This is a genomic window from Streptomyces sp. AC512_CC834, from assembly GCF_019049325.1.
Taxonomy (GTDB): Bacteria; Actinomycetota; Actinomycetes; order Streptomycetales; family Streptomycetaceae; genus Streptomyces.
This window is the reverse complement of sequence record NZ_JAGMUO010000035.1, coordinates 1-24,332: the sequence shown is the minus strand read 5'-3', so window position 1 is coordinate 24,332 and position 24,332 is coordinate 1. Positions and strand designations below refer to the sequence as shown.

Here is a 24,332-nt window from a genome sequence, read left to right as displayed (position 1 = left end):
GAGGAGACGGACAGTGCAGTCACTGGCAGGGTGAGGTGGGGAACGAGTGTTCCCGGTTACAGCGGGTATTGCCTGTTCGTACGATCGTCGCATGCAGCTTCGGTACGCGTTTCGCGTGTATCCGGATGCCGGTCAGCGGGTCGCGTTGGCGAGGGCGTTCGGGTGTGCGCGGGTGGTGTTCAACGACGCGGTTCGTGCCCGTGAGGACGCCCGCAGGGCTGGCCTGCCGTTCCCGACGGCGGCCGTGCTGTCCCGGAAGCTGATCACCGAGGCGAAGCGGACGGCCGAGCGGTCGTGGCTGGGTGAGGTGTCCTCGGTGGTGCTCCAGCAGTCCCTGCGGGACGCCGAGGCCGCGTACCGCAACTTCTTCGCCTCCCTCAAAGGCACCCGCAAGGGCACACGGGTCGGCCCGCCCCGTTTCAAGTCCCGCAAGGACAATCGGCAGTCGATCCGGTTCACCGTCAACGCTCGCTGGAGTATCACCGACACTGGCCGTCTGAACCTGCCGAAGATTGGCGCGGTGAAGGTGAAGTGGTCCCGCACCCTGCCCACCATCCCCACCTCCGTCACTGTGATCAAGGATGCGGCTGGGCGGTATTTCGCCTCCTTCGTCGTCGGCACCGACGCCGCCGCCGACAATGCGCGCATGCCCGAAACCGACCGCACCATCGGCATTGATCTCGGCCTCACACACTTCGCGGTCCTCTCCGACGGCACGAAGATCGACTCCCCGCGTTTTCTGCGGCGTGCGGAGAAGAAGCTGAAGAAGGCCCAGCGGGAGCTGTCCCGCAAACAGAAGGGATCGAAGAACCGTGACAAGGCCCGCCTGAAGGTCGCCCGCGACCATGCCAAGGTGTCCGACGCGCGCCGCGAGTTCCACCACCAGCTCTCCACGAAGCTGATCTCCGATAACCAAGGAATCGCCGTGGAGGACCTGTCGGTGGCGGGACTGGCCCGCACACGGCTGGCCAAGTCCGTGCACGACGCCGGATGGTCCTCGTTCATCAGCATGCTGGAGTACAAAGCTGAACGGTACGGCCGCACCCTGGTCACGATCGGTCGGTTCGAACCGACCTCCCAGACCTGCTCCACCTGCGGCAACGTGGACGGGCCCAAACCCCTGCACGTGAGGGAATGGACCTGCACCGCCTGCGGCACCGTCCACGACCGGGACCACAACGCCGCGATCAACATCAGACGGCGGCATCGGCCTGCGGAGCGCCGGTAGGACCAGGAGCAATCCCGGCACAGCGCGAAGAAACAGGAAGCCACGGACTCCCGACCGATGCCCGTGCCGCGTAGCGGGACAGGGCTTGGCAGGGAAGGCCAAAATCTTTGGGCTTCAGCCCGAGGAGCAAGTCAATACGCGCCGTCCATGTGAGCAGCATCGATGGCGTGAGCCTCGGCGGGTCCGTCTACGGAAACATGCCCTTCAACGCCGACGACGGTGATGGGCGGTCGCCGTTCGACCGGGTCGTGGAGCTCCTACACAGGGGGCCGGACAGTAAGCGAGGCTACTTCCTGCGGCGTGGCTTCGGTGCTTCGGATTCCAGTGCCACGACCGGACCAAGCCCCACCACTACCGCCAGCACGGCCGGGCATCCATCGGCTGGGAGGCGGAGGACGGACCCGACACGTCATGAACTTCGCCACCTGGCCGGCTCTGCTCGTCGTCGACGTCGAAGGCAACGGCACCAACCCGCCGGATCTCGTGGAAGTCGCCGCGTTGCCCGTTCGGGACGGCCGACCGGACAAGAGCACCGCGGGCTGGTGGCTGACCCGTCCGAACCGACCCGTCACCCCCTTCGCGACCCGCGTGCACGGGCTGACCAACGACGACTTGGCCGAGCAGCCGGCATGGGCGGAGATCGCGAACCAGGTGCGCGCCTTCCTGGGCGGAGCCTGGATCTGCGCGCACAACGCACACACCGACTACCGCGTGCTGGGCGCGCACCTCTCCGGCTGGCAGCCCGCCGGTGTGCTGGACACCCTCCGGCTGGCCAAGGTCACATACCCGGACCTGGGCAAGTACAGCCTCGACGCCCTCATCGAGTACGTGCGGCCCGACCTGAGCGAGGCCCCTGGCGCCCGGCACCGGGCGGCGTTCGACGCCTTCGCCACGGCGCGGCTCCTCACTGCCATGGCCTCCCGCTTCGACACCTGGGACCAGCTCATCGCCGTGGCCGTGCCGCCAGGCCTCCCCGGTGCACCCGAACCAGCAAGGGACCCCACCCTGTGGTGACTTCCTCCCAGCCCATCCGGATCGCCGTACGCCCGCCCCCGGTACTCACCCCTTCACCGCCCCGCCCAGCGCGAACCCCCCGCCCAGCCGTCGGGAGATCAGCACGTACAGCAGGACGACCGGTGTCGAGTAGACGATCGAGAACGCCGCGAGCTGCCCGTACGCCACCATGCCCCGGTTGCCGAAGAAGTCGTTGATGCTGACCGAGGCGGGCATCTGGTCCGGGGTGAGCAGCAGCATGAAGGGGACGAAGAAGTTGCCCCACATCATCACGAACGAGAACACGGTCACCACCGCCACCCCCGGCCCCATCAACGGCAGCACGATCCGCAGCAGCGACTGGAAGGACGACGCTCCGTCCGTCCACGCCGCCTCCTCCAGCTCCTTCGGCACGCCGTCCATGAAGTTCTTCATCAGCCAGATCGCGAAGGGCAGTTGCGAGGCGGCGAAGAAGAAGATCGTCCCCTGCATGGTGTCGATCATGTTCACCCGCACGAACAGGGCGTAGACCGGCACCATGATCGCCGTGATCGGCAGGCTGGTCGCGAACAGGATCGTCAGCAGGAACGGCCGGTTCAGGCGGGAGCGGAAACGGGAGAGCGGGTACGCCGCCAGTACCGCGCACACCACCGTCAGCAGGGTCCCGCCGCCGCACAGGATCAGGCTGTTGAGCAGCGGGGTGAAGGTGATCTCCGGGGTGAGGATCGCGTCGAAGTTGTCCAGCGTCACCCCGTCGGGCACCTTCACCCTGAGGCCCGCGTGCGGGTCCAGGGAGGACAGCACCACCCAGGCAAGCGGCAGTACGAAGGCCGCGGCCGCCACCAGCAGTCCGGCGTCGGCGGCCGTCCGGCGCCGGTTGCGCCGGGAGGCGGGCGTCATCGCCATGTCAGACCTCCGTCCGCAGCAGGCGCAGGTACACGATCGAGAACAGCGAGCCGATCAGCAACAGCAGCAGCGCCACCGCCGTCCCGTAGCCGATCAGGCTGTTCTGGAAGGCCTGTTCGTACATGAACAGCGGCAGCGTCTGGCTCTTGCCGCTCGGTCCGCCCCGCGTCATCACCCAGATCAGCCCGAAGACCGACAGCGTCTGCAGGGTGTTGAGCATCAGGTTGGTGCCGATGGAGCGCCGGATCATCGGCAGCGTGATGTGCCACATCCGGCGCCAGCCGCTCGCGCCGTCGACCTCGGCGGCCTCGGTGACCTCCTTGGGGATGTCGTTCAGCGCGGCCGAGTACACGAGCATCGAGAACGCCGTGCCCCGCCACACGTTGGCGAAGGACACCGCCAGGATCGGCAGCGTGAACAGACAGTTCTGGGAAGGCAGATGGAGCCAGTCCAGGATGGCGTTGAGGGTGCCCTCGCGGCGGAAGAAGGCGTAGAGCAGGAACCCCGCCACCACCTCCGGCAGCACCCAGGCCGTGACCACGATGCCGCCGGTGAGCGTACGCACCGGCTTCGACGCCCGCTGCATCAGCGAGGCCAGCGCGAGCCCCAGGGTGTTCTGGCCGATCAGCGACGACAGCACCGTGAACACCAGGGTCAGCCATACGGCGTTCAGGAACGCCTCGTCCCGGAAGGCGCGGGTGAAGTTGTCGAAGCCGACGAAGGACGACTGCGCCTGCCCGGTGAGCTGGAGGTCGGTGAAGGCGATGACGACGCAGTACGCGATCGGACCGGCGAGGAAGAGCAGCAGCAGGACGACGGCGGGGGAGACCGGCAGGGCGCGGTACAGGGAGCGGCGGACGGTGCCGGTCCGCGCGCCGGAGGGGGCCGGGGAAGCCGGGGTCTTACCGACCTCCGGCCCCGCGTGCTCCGGCGCGGTCGCCGTCACTTGCTCACCACCTGGTTGTCGGTGGCCTCCTTGAGCGCCTCGTCGTAGTCGCCGGCCGCTTCCTCGACCGACTTGTCGCCGGTGGTCACACCCTCCATCGCCTCCTGGATGGCGACGGACACCTTCGGATACGCCGGGTAGGCGGGCCGGTAGTGGGTGTCGGCGACGAGGTCGGTGAAGAACTTGATGCCGGGCTGGGCGTCGACGTACGCGGGGTCGTTCGCGACGTCCTTGCGCACCGCGATGCCGGAGTTGGCGATGTACCACTTCTGGGCGTTGGCCTTGGTCTGCATCGTCTTGATGAACTCGAAGGCCAGGTCCGGATTGCCCGCCTTGGCCGGGATGGACCAGGTCCAGCCGCCGGACATGCTCACCCGGCCCGGAGCCTGCCCGTTCTGCGTGGGCATGGCGGCGAGGCCCAGCTCCTTCGACCACTCGGGCCACTCGTGCCCGCTGCCCTCCAGCCAGTCCTGCGGCAGCCAGGAGCCGTCGAGCGCGATCCCGAGCTTGCCCTGCGGAAGCAGCTCACCGCGCACCCTCGTGCCGAAGTTGGGGTCGAGGGCGTCGGAGACCTCCGGGCCGAGCTTCTCCTTGTACACGGTCTCGACGAACGCGAGGGAGTCCTTGAAGCCCTGCCCCGCCGTGATCCACTTCTTGCTGCCCTTGTCGTACAGCGGGTCGGAGCCGCCGTCGCCCGTGCCGTACAGCAGCATCTCGAAGCCCTGCATGGTGGCGGCCTCGCCGGCGGGCTTGCCGGTGTACACGTTGAGTGGCGTGACGCCGGGGACCTTCTCCTTGATGGTGCGGGCGGCGTCGAGGACCTCGTCCCACGTCTTCGGCTGCCAGTCGGCGGGCAGCCCGGCCTTGGCGAAGACGTCCTTGCTGAACCACAGCCCGCGGGTGTCGGTACCGTCCGGCACGCCGTACGTCTTGCCGTCCTCGCCCTTGGCCGCGGCCTTCGCTGTGTCGATGAACTGGTCCCAGTCCTTCCACTTGGCGAGGTAGTCGTCGAGCGGCTTCAAGTACCCGCTGGTGATGTCGGAGTTGATGAGGAACGTGTCCTCGTAGACCAGGTCCGGCGCGGTCTTGGGAGAGCGGAGCATCTGCTGGAGCTTGGTGTAGTACTCCGAGTCCGGCGCCTTGATGGGGACGAGGTCGACCTTCTTCCCCGGGTTGGCCTTCTCGAACTGCTTCTTGATGTCGGCGAGATAGGTGTCCATCACCTTGATGGAGTTGTCCGTCGACTGCTTGAAGGAGACCTTCACCGTGTCCGGATCGTCGCCGGAACCGCTGCCGCAGGCGGCGAGGGCGGTGGAGGCGAGCGCGGTGAGGGTGAACAGGGCGGTGAACCGGACGGTGGGACGCACGGGCATGACCTCCTGCGGGCGCACGACACTGTGGCCTGGACGGCTGCGTGGCGAACGTAAGAGGAATGGTCTAGTCAGGTCAATGAGTGTGCGCCGGATTTGGAGCCGGGGTGGCGTTCTTCGGCGATCCATTGGGCGAGGGATGCCAGTGTGGTTTCGGCGCTGTCCGCCATGTAGTCGCGCAGTGCTTCGAGGTCCGAGCGGGTGGTGCCCAGCACCGGGTCGAGGCGCAGGAGCTGCCAGGACTGCTGGACGAGGGTTCCCCGCCCCTGGGGGCGGAAGGTCCAGCTCCATCGCACGATGCCGTCGTCGGCGCCGCCGACGACGAAGGCGAAGGCGGTGCCGGGGTCCGCCCGCGTGATCTGGGAGCGGGTGGTCCACTGCCTGCCGTCCCTGTGGTTGCGGCCGCTGAACCAGGCGCCGACCCGGGGTCCGCCGTCCTGGTCGAAGGCGACATCGGTGGCGTTGGGGCTCCATCGGTGAATCGCGGACACGTCGCTGACCAGACCGTAGACCCGTGCGGGGGCGGCGTCGGCCCATGCCCGCCTGGTGAAGGAGAAGCCCGCCGCTTTCATGGTCTCGACGGGGGCGTGTTCGCGGTTCGCGTTCGCGGTGCTCAAGGCGTCCTCCTGGACGAGTGCGGGATGCCGTGAGGCCCAGTTCATCGCCGCTCGTGCGGGGGCGCCAGACCCGCTGGTGCCTATCCACGGCAGGGAGAGGCTGCGCGTCGCGGGCCGGTCCATACTCGGAGCCATGAACGGGACATCACAGCTCGGGGACTTCCTGCGGACGCGGCGCTCCCGCCTTCGACCCGACGAGGCCGGGGTGCCCACGTACGGCGAACGCCGGCGGGTGCCGGGTCTTCGCCGTGAGGAGCTGGCGCTGCTGGCAGGGGTGAGCGCCTCCTACTACGCCCGCCTGGAGCAGGGGCACTCGCTGGGCGCCTCGCCGGAGGTACTGGACGCGCTCGCCCGGGCCCTGCGGCTGGACGAGTCCGAGTGCCGGCACCTGCACGACCTGGCCCGACCGGTCAAGCCCCGGAGCGGGCGGCGCCCCGCGCCGGAGCGTGTGACGGAGGCGACCGTCCAACTGCTGGGGGCGCTCGGGGACGTTCCCGCGATCGTGATCGGCCGGCGCAGTGACGTCCTGGCGTGGAACCCGCTGGGCCACGCGCTGTTCGCCGGGCACCTCGGCTTCGATGACCCGGACGTACCGGCGAAGCGCCCCAACATGGCCAGGCTGGTGTTCACCGACGCCCATACCCGCGGTCTGTACGCGGACTGGCCGGGCAAGGCCAGGGCGGTGGTGGGGAATCTGCGCCTGGTGGCGGGCCGGTACCCGCACGACTCCGCGCTGCACACGCTGCTGGGTGAGCTGAGCGCGAAGAGCGAGGACTTCGCCTCGATGTGGGCCGACCACCGGGTCAAGGCCTGCGCGGTGGCCGAGTACGAGATGCGGCACCCGCTGGTCGGCTCGCTGACCGTGATGCAGCAGACCCTGAGCCAGGGGCCGGGCCCCAGCGTCGTCGTCGCCACCACGGCGGCGGGCTCACCCTCGCGAGCCGCCCTGGAACTCCTCGCCCAGGCCATCACCCGGGCCGTCCCCGCCAGTTCGGGCAGTCGGCTCAGCACCGGCTGACCGCGCACGCCCGTCCCGCACACACCCGGCCCGCACGCCTGCCCCCGCGCACACCTGTCCCCCGCGCACGCCTGTCCCGCACGCCTGATCCCCGCACGCCCGTCCCGCACACCATCCCGCCCTCCGGTCGGCACCCGCGCGTGCCGGTCCTGGCCGGGCATCCCTCCACCCTCCACCCTCATGCGTCGGCGTGCCGCTGCCGCATGCCCGAAAGCAGTGAAGGAACTTCCCCATCGTGTTCACCAAGCTCTCCAAGGCCGCCGTGTCGGCCGTCGTCCTGGCCGCCGCGGTCGCGATGGCCGCTCCGGCCCCGGCGTCGGCCGCCTCCGCCCCGCTCAGCCATGCGCGTACCACCGTGCACTTCGACCTGGCCAAGGGCCAGACGCCGGAGAACATCGCCCTGGGTCCGCACGGCACCTCGTACGTCACCCTCGCCAAGGCCCGCCAGGTCGCCGAGGTCTCCCGCGGCGGCGGCGTACGGATCCTGGCCACCCTGCCCGAGCCCGCCGACGGCGGCGTCAACACGCCGGCCATGGGCCTCCCGCTGACCACCGGCGTCGTCCGCGCCGAGGACGGCACCCTGTACTTCCTCTACGCCACCGGCACCGCGGACCTGACCGGCGTATGGCGCCTGAGCCCGGGCGGCCGGCCGCAGCGCATCGCCGCACTGCCCGCCACCGGCCTGCCCAACGGCCTGGCCCTGGACCCCCGCACCCGCACGCTGTACGTCACCGATTCCGTCCTCGGCACCGTCTGGCGCGTGCCCGTCTCCGGCGGCACCGCCACCGCCTGGTCCACCGACCCGGCGCTGGCCCCCGCCGGGTTCCTCGGCGCCAACGGCCTGAAGATCCACAACGGGGCGCTCTGGGCGACCAATCTCGACGCGGGCACCGTCGTACGCATCCCGATCCGGGCCGACGGGCGCGCCGGCACCGCCCGGGTCACCGCCACCGGTCTGACCGGGATCGACGACTTCGCCTTCACCGGCCGCGGCGACCAGATCATCGCCGCCCTCAACACCGCCAACGAGGTCGCCCTGATCCGGCCCAACGGCACCCGCACCACCGTCCTGACCGCCACCGACGGCCTCCAGGGCCCGACCTCCATCGCGCTGCGCGGCAAGACCGTCCACGTCATGAGCGCCGCCTACGTCACAGCGGAGGACCCCAACCTCATCCTCGCCCGCCTGGGCTGCTGAGCCCCGCTCGGCTCGGCACCGCGCCCGTCAGCGCACCCCGGCCGGGGGCACACCGGCTCCCCGGCCGGCACCGATCAGCACCGATCAGCACCGATACACACCGATAAGCACCGATCAGCACGCACCTTACGGAGAACCTGATGACCGACCTGCACGAGATCATCCTGGGCGACGTCACCGTCACCCGCGTCGAGGAAACGCACGGGCCGATCATGCCCGCCGACCAGTTCTTCCCCGACCTGCCCGAGCAGGCATGGAAGGACCACCGGGACATGCTCGTCCCCGATCACCTGGGCGCGGACGACGCCATGGTCCACGTCGCCATGCAGACCTGGCTGCTGCGCAGCGAGGGCCGCACCATCCTGATCGACACCGGCGTCGGCAACGACAAGTCCCGGCCGGCCGTCGCAGCGTGGGACCACCAGCAGCTCGACTACCTCGGCAACCTGGCCCGGGCCGGTGTGCGGCCCGAGGACGTCGACCTCGTGGTCAACACCCACCTGCACGTCGACCACGTCGGCTGGAACACCCGCCTCGTCGACGGCGCCTGGACACCGACCTTCCCCAACGCCACCTACCTGATGCCCCGGGCCGACTTCGAGCGCTGGAACCCGGCGACCCACCCGGACATCGCCGGCGGTGTCAACGAGAACGTCTTCGAGGACAGCATCGCCCCCGTCCACGCCGCCGGCCAGGTCCTGCTGTGGGAGGACAGCCACACCATCGACGCCCACCTGCGCCTGGAGGCGGCGCCCGGGCACACCCCCGGCTCCAGCGTGATCAACCTGGCCTCCGGCAGCGACCGCGCGGTGTTCGCCGGTGACCTGCTGCACACCCCGCTGCAGCTCATGGAGCCCGAGCACAATAGCTGCTTCTGCGAGGACCCGGTCGCCTCCCGCGCCACCCGCCACAAGATCCTCGGTCGGGCCGCCGACCACAACGCCCTGATACTGCCCGCCCACTTCGCCGGCCACGGCGCACTGGAAGTCCAGCGCTCAGCCGCCACCTTCACCATCAAGCAGTGGGCCCCCTTCAGCCGCCTCTGACACCGCCTCTGATCCGACACCGCCTCCGATCCGACACTGCTCTGACCTGACCGAAAGCACGGGCCGACCATGCAACCCCCTGCCGAGCCCGTCGTGAACACCGCAAGTGGCGCCGTCCGCGGACGGCGCCACCGGGGCACGACCGTCTTCTTCGACATCCCCTACGCCGCACCCCCCACGGGCCGTGCCCGCTTCCAGGCACCCCGCCCCCACGCCCCGTGGCCCGCGGTACGTGACGCCACCGAGCCGGGGCCCACCGCCCCGCAGGCCAAGCGCGACGCCTTCGGGACCCTGGACATGTCCCCGTACTTCGGCCCTGGATGGATCAAGGGGGAGGACTACCTCACCCTTACCGTCCAGGCACCCGAGGACACGGGCCCCGACCTGCCCGTCATGGTCTTCGTCCACGGGGGCGGCTTCACCGCCGGCTCCACCCGCGCGCCCCTGTACGACGGCAGCGCCTTCGCCCGCGACGGCGTCGTGCTCGTCACCGTCAACTACCGCCTGGGCATCCCCGGGTTCCTCCGCCTTTCCGGAGCGCCGGACAACCGCGGACTGCTCGACGTCGTCGCCGCGCTGCGCTGGGTCCAGCACAACATCGACGCGTTCGGCGGCGACCCGGGCAACGTGACCCTGTGCGGCCAGTCCGCCGGAGCGATCATCGTCGGCGCAGTCCTGGCCGCCGCACCCGACACAGTCACCGCACCCGACGCACCCGCCACCGGACTCTTCCGGCGCGCGATCGTCCAGAGCGGAAGCGCCGAGGGATCCTTCACACCCGAACAGGCCGCCCGTACCACCCACGCAGCCGCCCGCGCCCTGGGCATCCCACCCCGCCTCGACGCCTTCGCGGCCGTGAGCGACGAACAATTCGTCGCGATCATGCCCGACCTCGCGGGCCTCGACCTCACCACCCCCACCCACTTCGACCCGCTGGCCGGGATCACCCCGTTCAGTGTCGTCGCGGACCGGCGAGACGCCCACGCCGTCCCGGCCGGCCACGGTATCGACCTGCTGGTCGGCGGCAACTCCGAGGAAGGGAACCTCTACCTCGCCCCTCTGGACCTCCTGACCGCGTCCACCTCCGCCGACGTGAACGCCATCGCCGCCCGCACCCACCACGCCCCCGCCGGCCTCGTCGCGGCCTACCGCGCCCGGCATCCGCAGGCCACCGTCGGCGAACTGCGCTCCGCCATCCTGGGCGACGCGCTCTTCGGCAACGGCACCCGCCGCCTCACCGAGGCCCACGCCCAAGCCCACGCCCACGCCACAAGCGGTGCGCGCACATACGCCTACGAGTTCGCCTGGCGCTCAAACGCCCTGCACGGACGACTGGGCGCCACCCACACCATGGAACTCCCCTTCGTCTTCCACACCACCCACCTGCCGCGGCTCCACGGCCCCCACGCACTGCTGGGAACCGGCCACCTGCCCGCGGACCTGGCGCAGCGGATGCACACGGCCTGGACCTCCTTCGCCCGCACCGGCGACCCCGGCTGGGACACGTACGACACGGAGCGGCGCGCCACCATGCGCATCGCCCAGGACTGGACCCTCACCCACGACCCGCGTGCCGCGGAACGCCGGGCCTGGCACCACTGACCCGGCGGTTGCGACACCGGTACGGCGCATGGCGGGACGGGCCTCGTTGGGCAGCAGCCCAACGAGGCCGAGCAGGCCTACAGGACGCCACGGCTCACCGGCCCCGCACCCACCGGTACACCAGCTCCGGACGCCCGACCTGCCCGTACAGCGGGCTGCGCCCCGCCCGCCCCGCGTCCACCAGGTGCTCCAGGTAGCGGCGGGCGGTGATGCGCGAGATGCCCACCGCCTCGGCCACCCCGGCCGCCGTGAGGCCCTCGGCGGAGCCGCGCAGCGCGCCCGTCACCCGCTCCAGGGTCGGCCCGCTCAGGCCCTTGGGCAGGGCCGCCGGGCCGGGGGCCCGCAGGGTGGCCAGGGCCCGGTCCACCTCGTCCTGGCCGCTCGCCTCCCCGGCGGTGCCCCGGAACTCCGCGTATCGCACCAGCCGGTCGCGCAGGGTGGCGAAGGTGAACGGCTTCAGCACGTACTGGACGACGCCCAGCGACACGCCCTCGCGCACCACCGTCAGATCCCGCGCCGACGTCACCGCTATCACGTCGGTGTGATGCCCCGCCGCCCGCAGCGAACGGGCTAGCTGCAACCCGTGCACGTCCGGCAGGTGCAGGTCGAGCAGGAGCAGGTCCACCGGCGTACGGTCCAGCATCCGCCGCGCCTCCGCCCCGGTGTGCGCCTTCCCGACGGCCACGAACCCCGGCACCCGGCCGACATACATCACGTGCGCGTCGGCGGCGACCGGGTCGTCCTCGACGACCAGGACCCGGATGGGCTGCGCGGCGGTGCTCATAGGGCACCCCCGGCGCCCGGTCTGCCCGCCGCGGTGACCGGTGTCGCTCCGTCGCCCAGCGGCAGCCGTGCCTCGAAGCGGGCGCCGCCGCTCTCGGCCTCCGCCACGGTCAGGGTGCCGTCGTGCCGCCGTACCGCCTGCCGGACCAGCGCCAGCCCCAGGCCGCGCCCGCCCTCGCCGGCCGGCTTGGTCGAGTAGCCCCGCTGGAAGACCAGGTCGGCATGGGCGGGATCGACCCCGGCGCCGGTGTCCGACACCCGCAGCACCAGCTCGGAGCCACCGCCCTCGGGCGCTTCCGTGTACGCCGCCACCGTCACCCGCGACGGCACCGCGCCCTGGGCCGCGTCCACCGCGTTGTCCACCAGGTTGCCCAGGATCGTCACCAGGTCCCGGGCGGGCAGCGACGGTGGCAGCAGCCCGTCGTCCAGTCGGCTGTCCTGCGACACCACCAGCTCCACTCCCCGTTCGTTGGCCTGCGCCGTCTTGCCCAGCAGCAGCGCCGCAAGCACCGGCTCGCTCACCGCCGCCACCACCTGGTCGGTGAGCGCCTGCGCCAGCTCCAGTTCCGACGTCGCGAACTCCACGGCCTCCTCCGCCCGCCCCAGCTCGATCAGCGAGACGACCGTGTGCAGCCGGTTCGCGGCCTCGTGCGCCTGCGAGCGCAGCGCCTGGGTGAAGCCGCGCTCGGAGTCCAGCTCGCCCGTCAGCGACTGCAGCTCGGTCACGTCCCGTAGGGTCACCACCGTGCCCCGGCGCTCACCGCCGGAGACCGGCGAGGTGTTCACCACCAGCACCCGTTCCGCCGCCAGATGCACCTCGTCCACCCGCGGCTCCGACGCCAGCAGCGCCCCCGTCAGCGGCGACGGCAGCCCCAGCTCCGCGACCGAGGCGCCGACCACGTCACCGCTCACGCCGAGCAGCTCCCGTCCACCGTCGTTGATCAGTGCGACACGGTACTGCCCGTCCAGCATCAGCAGTCCCTCCCGCACCGCGTGCAGCGCCGCCTGATGGTAGTCGTGCATCCGGCTCAGCTCGTCCGCGTTCATCCCGTGCGTGTGCCGGCGCAGCCGCGCGTTGACCACGTACGTACCGACCGCGCCGAGCAGCAGCGCCCCGGCCGCCACCCCCGTCAGGGCCGTGAGCTGCTCCCGCGCCCGCTTGCTGATCTCCTCGACCTTGATCCCGGCACTGACCAGTCCCACGATCCGGCCGTCGTCCACGATGGGCGTGACCGCCCGCACCGAGGGCCCGAGCGTGCCCGTGTAGGTCTCCGTGAAGGTCTCACCCCGCTGCGCGCGCTCGATGTGCCCCACGAAGGGATGGCCGATTCGTTGCGGGTCGGGGTGGGTCCAGCGGATCCCCTTCGGATTCATGATCGTCACGAAGTCCACGTCGGTGTCCCGCATGACCCGTATCGCATACGGCTGGAGGCGCGCCGTCGGGTCCGCCGTGCGGATCGCCTCCGCCACGGACGGCGAGTCGGCGATGGCCAGCGACACCGCCCTGGCCTGCCGCCCGGCCGCCTCCTCGGTCTGCCCCCGGTCGCTGATGTAGGTGAACAGCGCGTACCCGACCACGACGACCGCTATGAGCACGGCCTGCATGGCGAAGAGCTGCCCGGCCAGGCTGCGGGGTCTCGGGACGCGGAGGTGCATGCCGCCAGTCTCCCTCCTGGCTTGATTGTGAACTAAATGAACGCAAGGGTGACCGCGCTCACACACCGGGAGATAGTCACCGCATCCCCGATACAAACCCCCGGACGTGAGCCGCACGCCGGTGAGTACCGACGACGTCGTCAAGGAGGGCAGCCGTGACCAGCAACGCCGCTACCGCACCTGCCGCACCCAAAGCCAAACGGGACCGCACGCACTACCTCTACATCGCGGTGATCATCGCGGTCGCCCTCGGCATCGCGGTCGGCCTGATCGCCCCGGACTTCGCGACCGAGCTGAAGCCGCTCGGCACCGGCTTCGTGAACCTGATCAAGATGATGATCTCCCCGATCATCTTCTGCACGATCGTGCTGGGCATCGGCTCGGTCCGCAAGGCCGCCAAGGTCGGCGCGGTGGGCGGCATCGCCCTCGGCTACTTCCTGGTGATGTCGCTGGTGGCGCTCGCCATCGGCCTGATCGTCGGCAACATCCTGGACCCGGGCACGGGCCTCGCGGTCACCGACGCCGTCAAGGACACCGGGCAGGCGCAGGTCGACGCGGAGGCCAAGGGCACCGTCGACTTCCTGATGGGCATCATCCCGACGACGATCGTCTCGGCGTTCACCGCGGGCGAGGTCCTGCAGACCCTGCTGATCGCCCTGCTCAGCGGCTTCGCCCTGCAGGCCATGGGCAAGGCCGGACAGCCCGTCCTGCGCGGCATCGAGCACATCCAGCGGCTGGTCTTCCGCGTCCTGGCGATGATCATGTGGGCGGCCCCGGTCGGCGCCTTCGGCGCCATCGCCGCGGTCACCGGATCGGCCGGCGTCGACGCCCTGAAGAGCCTGGCCGTGCTGATGCTCGGCTTCTACGCGACCTGCGTCATCTTCCTCTTCCTGGTCCTTGGCACGGTGCTGCGCGTCGTCGCCGGGATCAACGTCTTCTCGCTCTTCAAGTACCTGGGCCGCGAGTTCCTGCTGATCCTGTCCACCTCCTCCTCGGAGTCGGCGCTGCCGCGCCTCATCGCCAAGATGGAGCACCTGGGCGTCAGCAAGCCGGTGGTCGGCATCACCGTCCCGACCGGCTACTCGTTCAACCTCGACGGCACCATGATCTACATGACCATGGCCTCGCTGTTCATCTCGGACGCCATGGGTACGCCGATGTCGATCGGTGAGCAGATCCCGCTGCTGCTCTTCCTGCTGGTGGCCTCCAAGGGCGCCGCCGGTGTCTCCGGCGCCGGTCTCGCCACGCTGGCCGGCGGCCTGTCCTCGCACAAGCCCGCCCTGGTGGACGGCATCGGCCTGATCGTCGGCATCGACCGTTTCATGAGCGAGGCCCGCGCCCTGACCAACTTCGGCGGCAACGCCGTGGCCACTGTCCTGATCGGCACCTGGACCAAGGAGATCGACAAGGAGCGGGTGAACGAGGTGCTCGCCGGCCGGGTCCCGTTCGACGAGAAGACCCTGCTGGACGACGACCACGGCGTCGCGGACGCCGACGGAGACAGCGACAGCGACGGCGACGGCACGCGCGACCTGCCCGAGCAGGGCGGCGAGAAGGAGCTGGCGAAGGCCTGAGGCCCGCGCCACACCCCACACGCCGGCCCACGCCGCCACACTCCGGGCGGCTGAGGTACTCCCCCCGTTGCTCAGCCGTCCGGTCCCCCGAAGAAGCCCCGCGCCACCCCCCGGCGCGGGGCTTCTTGCCTTCGCGGGGCTTCTTGCCTTGACGTCCGGGTCAAGGCTTACGTTCGTCCACATGCGAATCGGCGAGCTGGCCGCACGGGCCGGGACCACCACGCGGACGCTGCGGTACTACGAGTCGCGGGGCCTGCTGCCCGCGCGGCGGGGCGACAACGGTTACCGGACCTACGACGAGGAGGACCTGAAGCTGCTGCGGCAGATCAGGACCCTCCAGGACTTCGGGTTCGACCTGGAGGAGACCCGCCCCTTCGTGGAGTGCCTGCGCGCCGGGCATCCCGAGGGCGACTCGTGCCCGGCGTCCCTGGTGGTCTACCGGCGCAAGCTGGCGGAGCTGGACACGCTGATCGAGCAGCTCACGGCGGTGCGGGCGCAGGTCGGTGCGCAGCTCGCGCGGGCCGAGGCGGCGGTTCCGGGGGGTCCGGAGCCCAAGTGCGAACTGGGAGGACACGCATGAGGAGAGGACACGCATGACGACGATCGCAGGGGTGCCCGAGGTGACGGACGCGGACTTCGCGACCGAGGTGATCGGGGCGGAGCTGCCCGTCCTGGTCGAGTTCACCGCGGACTGGTGCCCGCCGTGCCGGCAGATGGCCCCGGTGCTCAGTGCCCTGGCCGAGGAGGAGGGCGACCGGCTGCGGGTGGTGCAGCTCAACGTCGACCAGAATCCGGAGACCACGAACGCGTACAAAGTGCTGTCGATGCCGACGTTCATGGTGTTCCGCGGGGGTGAGCCGGTGAAGTCGATGGTCGGCTCCCGGCCCAAGCGGCGGCTCGTCGAGGAGCTGGCCGACCTCCTCTGACCAGCACGGGACACGAGAAATCCCCCGAGCGCAATTGCGCTCGGGGGATTTCTTTGCGTATATTCGATGATTCATGACTTCAGAAAAAGATGAGGTCACGAAGAAGTCCAGTGAGCACAGTATATGCGGCCGGGAGTGGAATTGTCAAACACCGAATTTCCGGACGATGAATTGCGGCACGAGCAGGAATTCATCGACGGACTGTACGCACGCGTGGACGCGCTGCGCGGCGACACCGAGGTCTCGGTGACCCGGGCGCTGGCGCAGGGCAACACCCCCCAGCAGGCCAGGCTGGAGCGGGACATCCTGGTCGCCGAGCGCTCCGGGCTGCTCGCCGCGCTCAACGCGGTGGACGGCTCCCTCTGCTTCGGCCGGATCGACCTCACCTCCGGGGACACCCACCACATCGGCCGGATCGGACTGCGCACCGACGACGCCGAACGCACCCCGGTCCTGATCGACTGGCGGGCCGACGTCGCCCGCCCCTTCTACCTGGCCACCGGCCACACCCCGATGGGCCTGCGCCGCCGCCGGCACATCACCAGCGACGGCCGCACGGTCACCGACCTGCACGACGAGATCCTCGACCTCGGCGACGAGACCCGCACCGGCCACGAGGACCCGTCCGGCGACACCGTGCTGCTGGCCGCGCTGAACTCCGCGCGCACCGGCCGCATGGGCGACATCGTGCAGACCATCCAGGCCGACCAGGACCGCATCATCCGCGCCCCGCACCGCGGCGTCCTCGTCGTCGAGGGCGGCCCCGGCACCGGCAAGACCGCCGTCGCCCTGCACCGCGCCGCCTACCTGCTCTACGAGCACCGCGCCCTGCTCGCCAAGCGCGCCGTCCTCATCGTCGGCCCCAACCCGGCCTTCCTCGGCTACATCGGCGAGGTGCTGCCCTCGCTCGGCGAGACCGGCGTGCTCCTCGCCACGGTCGGCGAGCTGTTCCCCGGCGTGAAGGCCACCGCCACGGACACCCCCGGGGCGGCGGCCGTCAAGGGCCGCGCCGACATGGCCGACGTCCTCGCCGAGGTGGTCCGCGACCGGCAGGCGCTGCCCGACCCGGTGATCGCGATCGAGCACGACCGCGAGATCCTCATGCTGGACGACGACCTGGTCAACGTCGCCCGCGAACGCACCCGCGCCGCGAAGCTGCCGCACAACGCGGCCCGCGAGCACTTCGAGGGCCACATCCTCAACACCCTCACCGACATGGTCGCCGAACGCATCGGCACCGACCCCTACGACGGCGGCAACCTCCTCGACCCCAGCGACATCACCCAGATCCGCGACGAACTCGCCGACAACCCCGAGGTCTGGTCCGCCATCGACCGGCTGTGGCCCCGCATCACCCCGCGCCGCCTGGTCGCCGACTTCCTCGCCGCCCCCGAGGGCTTCCTGGACGCCGAGGACGCCGCCGCCGTCCGCCGCCCGGTCACCCGGCGCTGGACCGTCGCCGACGTACCCCTGCTGGACGAGGCGGCCGAACTGCTCGGCGTGGACGACCGGATCGCCCGCTCCCTGGCCGAACGCGAGCGGGAGGAGCAGATCGCCTACGCGCAGGGCGTCCTTGACGTGTCGTACGCGTCCCGGACCTACGAGTTCGACGACAAGGACGAGGAGGCCGCCGAGGTCCTGTCGGCGCACGACATCATCGACGCCGAGCGCTTCGCCGAACGCCAGGAGGAGGACGACCACCGCAGCGCCGCCGAACGCGCCGCGGCCGACCGCACCTGGGCGTTCGGGCACATCATCGTGGACGAGGCGCAGGAGCTGTCCCCGATGGCCTGGCGGCTGCTGATGCGCCGCTGCCCGACCCGCTCGATGACCCTGGTCGGCGACCCGGCGCAGACCGCGGAGGCGGCCGGTGTCGGCTCCTGGTCCAAGATCCTCGCCCCGTACGTCGAGGACCGCTTCAAGCACACCCGCCTGGGCGTCAACTACCGCACCCCGGCCGAGATCATGGACGTGGCGGCGGCCGTCGTCCGCGCCGACGACCCGGCCTTCGAGCCGCCGAGTTCGGTGCGCTCGACGGGCGTACGCCCCTGGATCCGCGCCACCGGCGACCTTCCGTCCGCCGTCGCCGAGGCCGCCCGGGAGCTGACCCCCGAGGAGGGCCGCCTCGCCATCATCGCCCCGCGCGAGCTGCACCGCGTCCTCGCGGCCCGGCTCGACGGCGTGACGGCGGACGCCGAGCCGGACCTCACACACCGCGTCGTCCTGCTCGACCCGCGCCAGTCCAAGGGCCTGGAGTTCGACTCCGTCCTGGTCGTCGAACCCGGCCGCTACGGCACCAGCGACCTGTACGTCGCCCTCACCCGCGCCACCCAGCACCTAGGCGTCCTGCACAGCGAGCCGCTGCCGAAGGGGCTGGTGGACGCGGACTGACGGTCTGGAGAGACGCTCAGGCCGGGCGCAGCCACACCGTCGCCAGGGGCGGCAGGGTCAGCCGGACGCTCGCCGGGCGGCCGTGCCACCCCTGCGGCTCCGGCTTGACCGGGTCGGGGTTGCCCACATCGCCGCCGCCGTACCGCGCGGCGTCGGTGTTGAGCACCTCGTGCCAGGCCGGGACGTCGTCGGGGACGCCGAGGCGGTAGTCGGGGCGGATTACCGGGGCGAAGTTCGACACCGCGAGCAGCGGCGTGCCGTCGGTGTCCAGCCGCAGGAACGCCAGCACGTCGTCCTCGGCGGCGTCCCCGACCACCCAGGCGAACCCGGAGGGGTGGGTGTCGCGCCGCCACAGCGCGGGCGTGGCCCGGTAGACGGTGTTCAGGTCCCGCACCAGGTCGCGCACGCCCCGGTGGTCCGCCGACGCGCCGTACTCCGGGTCGAGCAGCCACCAGTCGGGCCCGTGTGCCTCGGACCACTCCGCGCCCTGGGCGAACTCCTGCCCCATGAAGAGCAGTTGCTTGCCGGGATGGGCCCACATGAAGCCCAGGTACGCGCGCTCGTTCGCGCGCTGCTGCCACCAGTCGCCCGGCATCTTCGACACCAGGGACTTCTTGCCGTGCACCACCTCGTCGTGGGATATCGGCAGCACGTAGTTCTCGCTGTACGCGTACACCATGGAGAAGGTCATGTCGCCGTGGTGGTACTTGCGGTGCACCGGCTCCCGGCTCATGTACTCGAGCGAGTCGTGCATCCAGCCCATGTTCCACTTCAGCCCGAACCCGAGCCCGCCGAAGCCGCTCGGCCCCATGTGGTGGGTGGCCCGCGTGACCCCGTCCCAGGCCGTCGACTCCTCCGCGACGGTCACCACGCCCGGCACCCGCCGGTACACCGTCGCGTTCATCTCCTGGAGGAACGCCACCGCGTCCAGGTTCTCCCGGCCGCCGTGCTCGTTCGGCGTCCACTGGCCCGGCTCGCGCGAGTAGTCCAGGTACAGCATCGAGGCGACCGCGTCGACGCGCAGCCCGTCGATGTGGAACTCCTCGCACCAGTACACGGCGTTGGCGACCAGGAAGTTGCGCACCTCCCGGCGTCCGAAGTCGAACTCCAGCGTCCCCCAGTCCGGGTGCGCGGCCCGCAGCGGATCGGAGTGCTCGTACAGCGGACGCCCGTCGAACTCGGCCAGCGCCCAGTCGTCGCGCGGGAAGTGCGCCGGCACCCAGTCCATCAGGACGCCGATGCCGGCCCGGTGCAGCCGGTCCACCAGGTACTTGAAGTCGTCGGGGTCGCCCAGCCGGGCCGTGGGCGCGTAGAAGCCGGTGACCTGGTAGCCCCACGAGCCGCCGAAGGGGTGCTCGGACACCGGCATCAGCTCGACGTGCGTGAAGCCGAGGTCGGCCACGTAGGCCGGGAGCTGTTCGGCCAGTTGACGGTACGTCAGGCCCGGGCGCCAGGAGGGCAGGTGGATCTCGTACGCCGACAGCGGTGCCTCGTGCGCGGGCGCGTCCGCGCGGCGGGCCAGCCACTCCCCGTCGCCCCACGTGTAGTCGGAGGCGTGCACGACCGAGGAGGTGGCCGGCGGGACCTCCGTACGGCGGGCCAGCGGATCGGCGCGGAAGGTGCGCGAGCCGTCGGGCCGGGTGATCTCGAACTTGTACAGCTCGCCCGCGCCGACGCCGGGCAGGAACAGCTCCCACACGCCGGCCGAACCGAGCGAGCGCATCGGATGGCCCGTGCCGTCCCAGAAGTTGAAGCCGCCGGCCACCCGGACCCCGCGCGCGTTCGGCGCCCACACCGCGAAGCGGGTGCCCGCGACGCCCTCGTGGGTCGTCGGATGCGCGCCGAGCGCCTGCCACAGTTGCTCGTGCCGGCCCTCGCCGATCAGGTGCAGGTCCAGGTCGCCCAGGGTGGGCAGGAAGCGGTACGGGTCCTCGGTCTCCTGGACCGTCCCCTCGTACGCCACCAGGAGCCGGTGGAGGGGGACCTCACTCAGTGGCACAAGGCCGGAGAAGAACCCGTCCCCGTCGTTGTGCAGCTCGACGCGCAGTTTCCCGGACAGCACGGTCACCGCCAGGGCGTACGGCCGAAACGCCCGGAACGCGACGCCGCCGGGCACCCGGTGGGCGCCGAGCACGGCGTGCGGCTCGTGGTGGGTGCCGGCGAGCAGCCGCTCCCGGTCGCCGGCGTCCAGGCAGGGAGAGACGGCGACCTCGACGGCGGCCTCCCGGGGTACGGCCTTCTTCACGGCTGCCTTCTTCGTGCCGGCCTTCTTCACTGCCTTCGCGGACTTCGCGGCCTTCTTCGCAGCCGTCTTCTCGGGGTCGGGGCCGCTGGACGAGGGGCGGGGGGTCACGGGCGGGGCCTCCTGGACGAGGTGGGATCAAGACGGGGTGTCATGCCGGTTCGGGCGCGGTCAGGCGGCGCACCGCGGCCAGGGGCACCGGCAGCCAGTCGGGGCGGTGCCTGGCCTCGTACAGGACTTCGTAGACCGCCTTGTCCGTCTCGTGGGCGCGGAGCATCACCGGGTCGGTGCGCGGGTCGCCGTCGGCCACCTCCGCGTACCCGGTGCAGTACGCGGCCCGGCAGGACTCGGCCCAGCCCGGCACGGGCGCGTCGGCCGAGTGCGCCGCGTAGTCGAAGGAGCGCAGCATCCCGGCGACGTCCCGCACCGGCGGCTGCGGCATCCTCCGCTCGGCCAGCGGCTTCGCGGGTTCCCCCTCGAAGTCGATCAGCGACCACAGCCCGTCGGGCGAGCGCAGGCACTGGCCGAGGTGCAGGTCGCCGTGGACACGCTGCGCGGTCCAGGTACGGCCCTCGGCGGCGAGGTCCACCAGCGCCGTGAACGCCGTACGCAGCGCGGGCGCGTACGACCGGAGCAGCGGCACGGCACGGGCGGCCTCCTCCAGCCGCTCGATCATGCCGTCGGCGAGCTGCCGCACCTGGGCGGGGCCGAGGGTGACGGTCGGCAGGGCGCGGGCCAGCGCGGTGTGCACCTCGGCGGTGGCCCGCCCCAGCGCCCGGGCCTCGGCGACGAAGTCCTCGCCCTTGGCCAGCTCGCGCAGCGCCAGTTCCCAACCGTCGGTCGCGCCCTGCAGGTACGGCTGGAGCACGCCAAGGACCCAGGTCCGGCCGGCCAGGTCCGCCACCATCCAGCCCGTCGGCGCCGGCACCCGGGGGCAGCCCTCGCGGGCCAGGGCCAGCGGCAGTTCCAGATCGGGGTTGACGCCGGGCACGATCCGGCGCAACAGCTTGAGAATGAACGTATCTCCATACACGACCGACGAGTTCGACTGCTCAGCGGTCATCAGCCGCGGCACGAGGCCGGTACGTATCTCCCGGTCCTTCTCCCAGCCCTCTTCGCGCTCGAAACGAAGCCCGCCGATGCGGGCCCGGGAGCGCAGCGCCTCCAGGAGCACCTCGGCGGGCCGGGTGTCCTGGAGGGCGTCGTAGGCGGTGCGCCCGGCCGCCGGACCCTCGGTCACATGCCCGATCAGCGCGGGCGAGAGTCGGGGCGGCAGCGCCTCGCGCGTGCCTATGAGGAGCTGGTAGCAGTCGCCCGGCTCCTCGGGCGCGCCCGAGGCAGGAGCGGGCTGCTGATGCGCGCGCACCAGTACGTGGTGGAGGCCGAGGCGGGAGTCGGCGGGGAGCAGCTCGGTGGCGGCGACCAGCGAGAAGCCGGTGACCGGGCGCCCCTTGCCCGCGAACCAGCGCTGCCGCGGCAGCCACTCCCGCAGCAGTGGATCAAGTGACGCCAGGAGGCCCGGCGGGCTTGTGACGGTGCGTATGACGGCTTCCGACATGGCGTGGCGTCCTCTCCCCGGATCGTCGGGGTGGTTACTGATGCGTGCCCCGGGCGGCGCGACGGAAACAGCCCCGCCCGGGGGGCCGGGGCTCGGCCTAGACGGCGTCCCTGCGGAGCCGGAACCAGTAGAAGCCGTGCCCGCCGAGGGTCAGCAGGTACGGCAGGTCGCCGACCGCCGGGAAGCGGACCCCGCCGAACAGCTCGACCGGGTGGCGTCCGCCGAAGGCACTGAGGTCGAGTTCCGTGGGCTGCGCGAACCGGGAGAAGTTGTGGACGCACAGGACCAGGTCGTCCTCGTATTCACGCAGGAAGGCCAGGACCGCGGGGTTGGAGGACGGCAGCTCGGTGTAGGTGCCCAGGCCGAAGGCCACGTTCTGCTTGCGGATCTCGATCATGCGGCGGGTCCAGTGCAGCAAGGACGAGGGCGAGGCCATGGCGGCCTCGACGTTCGTCACCTGGTAGCCGTAGACCGGGTCCATGATCGTGGGCAGGAACAGGCGGCCCGGGTCGGACGACGAGAAGCCCGCGTTGCGGTCCGGGGTCCACTGCATCGGGGTGCGTACGGCGTCGCGGTCGCCGAGCCAGATGTTGTCGCCCATGCCGATCTCGTCGCCGTAGTAGAGGATCGGCGAGCCGGGCAGGGAGAGCAGCAGCGCGGTGAACAGCTCGATCTGGTCGCGGTCGTTGTCCAGCAGGGTGGCGAGCCGCCGGCGGATGCCGATGTTGGCGCGCATGCGCGGGTCCTTGGCGTACTCCGCGTACATGTAGTCGCGTTCCTCGTCGGTGACCATTTCCAGGGTCAGCTCGTCGTGGTTGCGCAGGAAGATGCCCCACTGGCAGCCGGACGGGATCGCGGGGGTCTTGGCGAGGATTTCGGAGACCGGGTAGCGGGACTCGCGGCGCACCGCCATGAAGATGCGCGGCATGACCGGGAAGTGGAAGGCCATGTGGCACTCGTCGCCGCCGGCGGAATAGTCCCCGAAGTAGTCGACGACGTCCTCCGGCCACTGGTTGGCCTCGGCCAGCACCACCGTGTCCGGGTACTGCGCGTCGATCTCCTTGCGCACCCGCTTCAGGAACTCGTGCGTGCGCGGCAGGTTCTCGCAGTTGGTGCCCTCCTCCTGGTAGAGGTACGGCACCGCGTCCAGGCGGAACCCGTCGATGCCCAGGTCCAGCCAGAACTTCAGCCCGGAGATCATCTCCTCCTGCACGGCCGGGTTCTCGTAGTTGAGGTCCGGCTGGTGGGAGAAGAAGCGGTGCCAGTAGTACTGCTTGCGCACCGGGTCGTACGTCCAGTTCGACGCCTCGGTGTCGACGAAGATGATCCGCGCGTCCTGGAACTGCTTGTCGTCGTCGGCCCAGACGTAGTAGTCGCCGTAGGGGCCGTCGGGGTTGCGGCGCGACTCCTGGAACCACGGGTGCTGGTCGCTGGTGTGGTTCATGACGAAGTCGATGATCACGCGCATGCCGCGCTGGTGGGCGGCGTCCACGAACTCCACGAAGTCGGCGAGGTCCCCGAACTCGGGCAGCACGGCGGCGTAGTCGGAGACGTCGTAACCGCCGTCGCGCAGCGGTGACTTGAAGAAGGGCGGGAGCCACAGGCAGTCCACGCCCAGCCATTGCAGGTAGTCCAGCTTGGCGGTCAGGCCCTTGAGGTCGCCGACGCCGTCGCCGTTGCTGTCCTGGAAGGAACGGACGAGGACCTCGTAGAAGACGGCTCGTTTGAACCAGTCCGGGTCCCGGTCCTTGGCGGGGGTGTCCTCGAAGGTGTCCGGCACGGGCTCGTTGACGATCATGTGGTGGGTGACCCTCCGGTTTGCGGGTGGGACGGTCGCAGAACCGTGCAGACGTGCGCGGGCGTCCGGCCCGGCTCCAGGCGCACATAGGTGGCCCTGCCCCAGTGGTAGGTCTCGCCGGTCAGCTCGTCGCGCACCGGCACCGACTCGTGCCAGTCCAGGCCGAGTTGCGGCATGTCCAACGAGACCGTCGCCTCCTGGGTGTGGTGGGGGTCGAGGTTGGCGACCACCAGAACCGTGTTCGAGCCCTGCCGCTTCGAGTAGGCGATCACCTCCTCCTTGTCCGTGGGATGGAAGTGCAGATCGCGCAGTTGGTGGAGTGCCGGGTTCGCGCGCCGGATGGTGTTGAGGCGGGTGATGAGGGGGGCGATGGTGGTGCCCTGGTGGGTGGCGGTGGTCCAGTCGCGGGGTTTGAGCTGGTATTTCTCGGAGTCGAGGTATTCCTCGCTGCCCGGGCGCAGGGGGGTGTGTTCGCAGAGT

General features: G+C 70.8%; 18 protein-coding genes and 2 pseudogenes. 10 read left to right on the top strand and 10 right to left on the bottom strand.

From position 1 onward, the window contains the following. Positions 1–91 precede the first annotated feature (91 nt). A pseudogene (locus KUM40_RS15320) lies at positions 92–1,302 on the top strand (RNA-guided endonuclease InsQ/TnpB family protein). Positions 1,303–1,639: 337 nt separating this feature from the next. Next, entirely contained in the window at positions 1,640–2,242 is a 603-nt protein-coding gene (locus KUM40_RS15315; protein WP_217166515.1) for an exonuclease domain-containing protein, read from the top strand. 45 nt (positions 2,243–2,287) lie between these two features. Here the strand turns inward: KUM40_RS15315 and KUM40_RS15310 are convergent, their stop codons facing one another. From KUM40_RS15310 to KUM40_RS15295, 4 genes are all read right to left on the bottom strand, one after another. Continuing rightward, on the bottom strand, positions 2,288–3,127 hold the full coding sequence (locus tag KUM40_RS15310) for a carbohydrate ABC transporter permease (protein WP_217166514.1): 840 nt from the start codon (positions 3,125–3,127) through the stop codon (positions 2,288–2,290). Between the two features lies 1 nt (position 3,128). Next, positions 3,129–4,073 (bottom strand): carbohydrate ABC transporter permease, encoded by a 945-nt coding sequence (locus KUM40_RS15305; RefSeq protein ID WP_217166513.1) that lies wholly within the window; start codon positions 4,071–4,073, stop codon positions 3,129–3,131. Next, the gene (locus KUM40_RS15300) at positions 4,070–5,446 is read right to left on the bottom strand and encodes an extracellular solute-binding protein (protein ID WP_217166512.1); all 1,377 of its coding nucleotides are present in this window, start codon (positions 5,444–5,446) and stop codon (positions 4,070–4,072) included. The genes KUM40_RS15305 and KUM40_RS15300 overlap by 4 nt, the downstream gene beginning before the upstream one ends. A 68-nt stretch (positions 5,447–5,514) precedes the next feature. Further along, complete coding sequence (locus KUM40_RS15295) at positions 5,515–6,060, bottom strand: SRPBCC family protein (protein ID WP_254395151.1); 546 nt, start codon at positions 6,058–6,060, stop codon at positions 5,515–5,517. A gap of 133 nt (positions 6,061–6,193) precedes the next feature. Between KUM40_RS15295 and KUM40_RS15290 the strand changes: the two genes are divergently transcribed. The 4 genes from KUM40_RS15290 (at position 6,194) to KUM40_RS15275 (ending at position 10,924) form a co-directional block, all read left to right on the top strand. Then, a complete protein-coding gene (locus tag KUM40_RS15290; protein ID WP_217166510.1) occupies positions 6,194–7,078 on the top strand; it encodes a helix-turn-helix domain-containing protein in 885 nt (294 codons plus the stop codon). A gap of 235 nt (positions 7,079–7,313) precedes the next feature. Continuing rightward, entirely contained in the window at positions 7,314–8,276 is a 963-nt protein-coding gene (locus KUM40_RS15285) for an SMP-30/gluconolactonase/LRE family protein (protein ID WP_217166509.1), read from the top strand. Between the two features lie 149 nt (positions 8,277–8,425). After that, a complete protein-coding gene (locus KUM40_RS15280; RefSeq protein WP_217166616.1) occupies positions 8,426–9,322 on the top strand; it encodes an MBL fold metallo-hydrolase in 897 nt (298 codons plus the stop codon). A gap of 69 nt (positions 9,323–9,391) precedes the next feature. Next, positions 9,392–10,924 (top strand): carboxylesterase/lipase family protein, encoded by a 1,533-nt coding sequence (locus KUM40_RS15275; RefSeq protein ID WP_217166508.1) that lies wholly within the window; start codon positions 9,392–9,394, stop codon positions 10,922–10,924. 94 nt (positions 10,925–11,018) lie between these two features. Here KUM40_RS15275 and KUM40_RS15270 read toward each other — a convergent pair whose 3' ends face one another. Next, positions 11,019–11,708: a response regulator gene (locus KUM40_RS15270; RefSeq protein WP_217166507.1), complete on the bottom strand. Its 690-nt coding sequence runs from the start codon at positions 11,706–11,708 to the stop codon at positions 11,019–11,021. Further along, on the bottom strand, positions 11,705–13,363 hold the full coding sequence (locus tag KUM40_RS15265; RefSeq protein WP_217166506.1) for a sensor histidine kinase: 1,659 nt from the start codon (positions 13,361–13,363) through the stop codon (positions 11,705–11,707). The genes KUM40_RS15270 and KUM40_RS15265 overlap by 4 nt, the downstream gene beginning before the upstream one ends. A gap of 155 nt (positions 13,364–13,518) precedes the next feature. Here KUM40_RS15265 and KUM40_RS15260 point away from each other — a divergent pair, with 155 nt between their 5' ends. The 4 genes from KUM40_RS15260 to KUM40_RS15245 all read left to right on the top strand — a co-directional run bounded on the left by KUM40_RS15260 (position 13,519) and on the right by KUM40_RS15245 (position 18,254). Continuing rightward, positions 13,519–14,937, top strand: a complete 1,419-nt coding sequence (locus KUM40_RS15260) for a cation:dicarboxylate symporter family transporter (protein WP_217166505.1) — start codon at positions 13,519–13,521, stop codon at positions 14,935–14,937. A gap of 181 nt (positions 14,938–15,118) precedes the next feature. Continuing rightward, positions 15,119–15,517 (top strand): MerR family transcriptional regulator, encoded by a 399-nt coding sequence (locus KUM40_RS15255; RefSeq protein ID WP_217166504.1) that lies wholly within the window; start codon positions 15,119–15,121, stop codon positions 15,515–15,517. Positions 15,518–15,548: 31 nt separating this feature from the next. After that, the gene (locus tag KUM40_RS15250) at positions 15,549–15,863 is read left to right on the top strand and encodes a thioredoxin domain-containing protein (protein WP_308401161.1); all 315 of its coding nucleotides are present in this window, start codon (positions 15,549–15,551) and stop codon (positions 15,861–15,863) included. Positions 15,864–15,986: 123 nt separating this feature from the next. Next, the gene (locus KUM40_RS15245) at positions 15,987–18,254 is read left to right on the top strand and encodes an AAA family ATPase (protein WP_217166502.1); all 2,268 of its coding nucleotides are present in this window, start codon (positions 15,987–15,989) and stop codon (positions 18,252–18,254) included. Positions 18,255–18,270: 16 nt separating this feature from the next. On the opposite strand, the gene glgB is transcribed toward KUM40_RS15245, so the two are convergent. From glgB to KUM40_RS15225, 4 genes and pseudogenes are all read right to left on the bottom strand, one after another. After that, complete coding sequence (gene glgB, locus KUM40_RS15240) at positions 18,271–20,607, bottom strand: 1,4-alpha-glucan branching enzyme (RefSeq protein ID WP_217166501.1); 2,337 nt, start codon at positions 20,605–20,607, stop codon at positions 18,271–18,273. A 40-nt stretch (positions 20,608–20,647) separates the two neighbouring features. After that, a complete protein-coding gene (locus KUM40_RS15235) occupies positions 20,648–22,054 on the bottom strand; it encodes a maltokinase (RefSeq protein WP_217166500.1) in 1,407 nt (468 codons plus the stop codon). A 97-nt stretch (positions 22,055–22,151) separates the two neighbouring features. Beyond that, entirely contained in the window at positions 22,152–23,852 is a 1,701-nt protein-coding gene (gene treS, locus KUM40_RS15230) for a maltose alpha-D-glucosyltransferase (protein ID WP_217166499.1), read from the bottom strand. Beyond that, positions 23,849–24,332, bottom strand: a pseudogene (locus KUM40_RS15225) (alpha-1,4-glucan--maltose-1-phosphate maltosyltransferase); the annotation flags it as partial. The gene treS and the pseudogene KUM40_RS15225, both read right to left, overlap by 4 nt.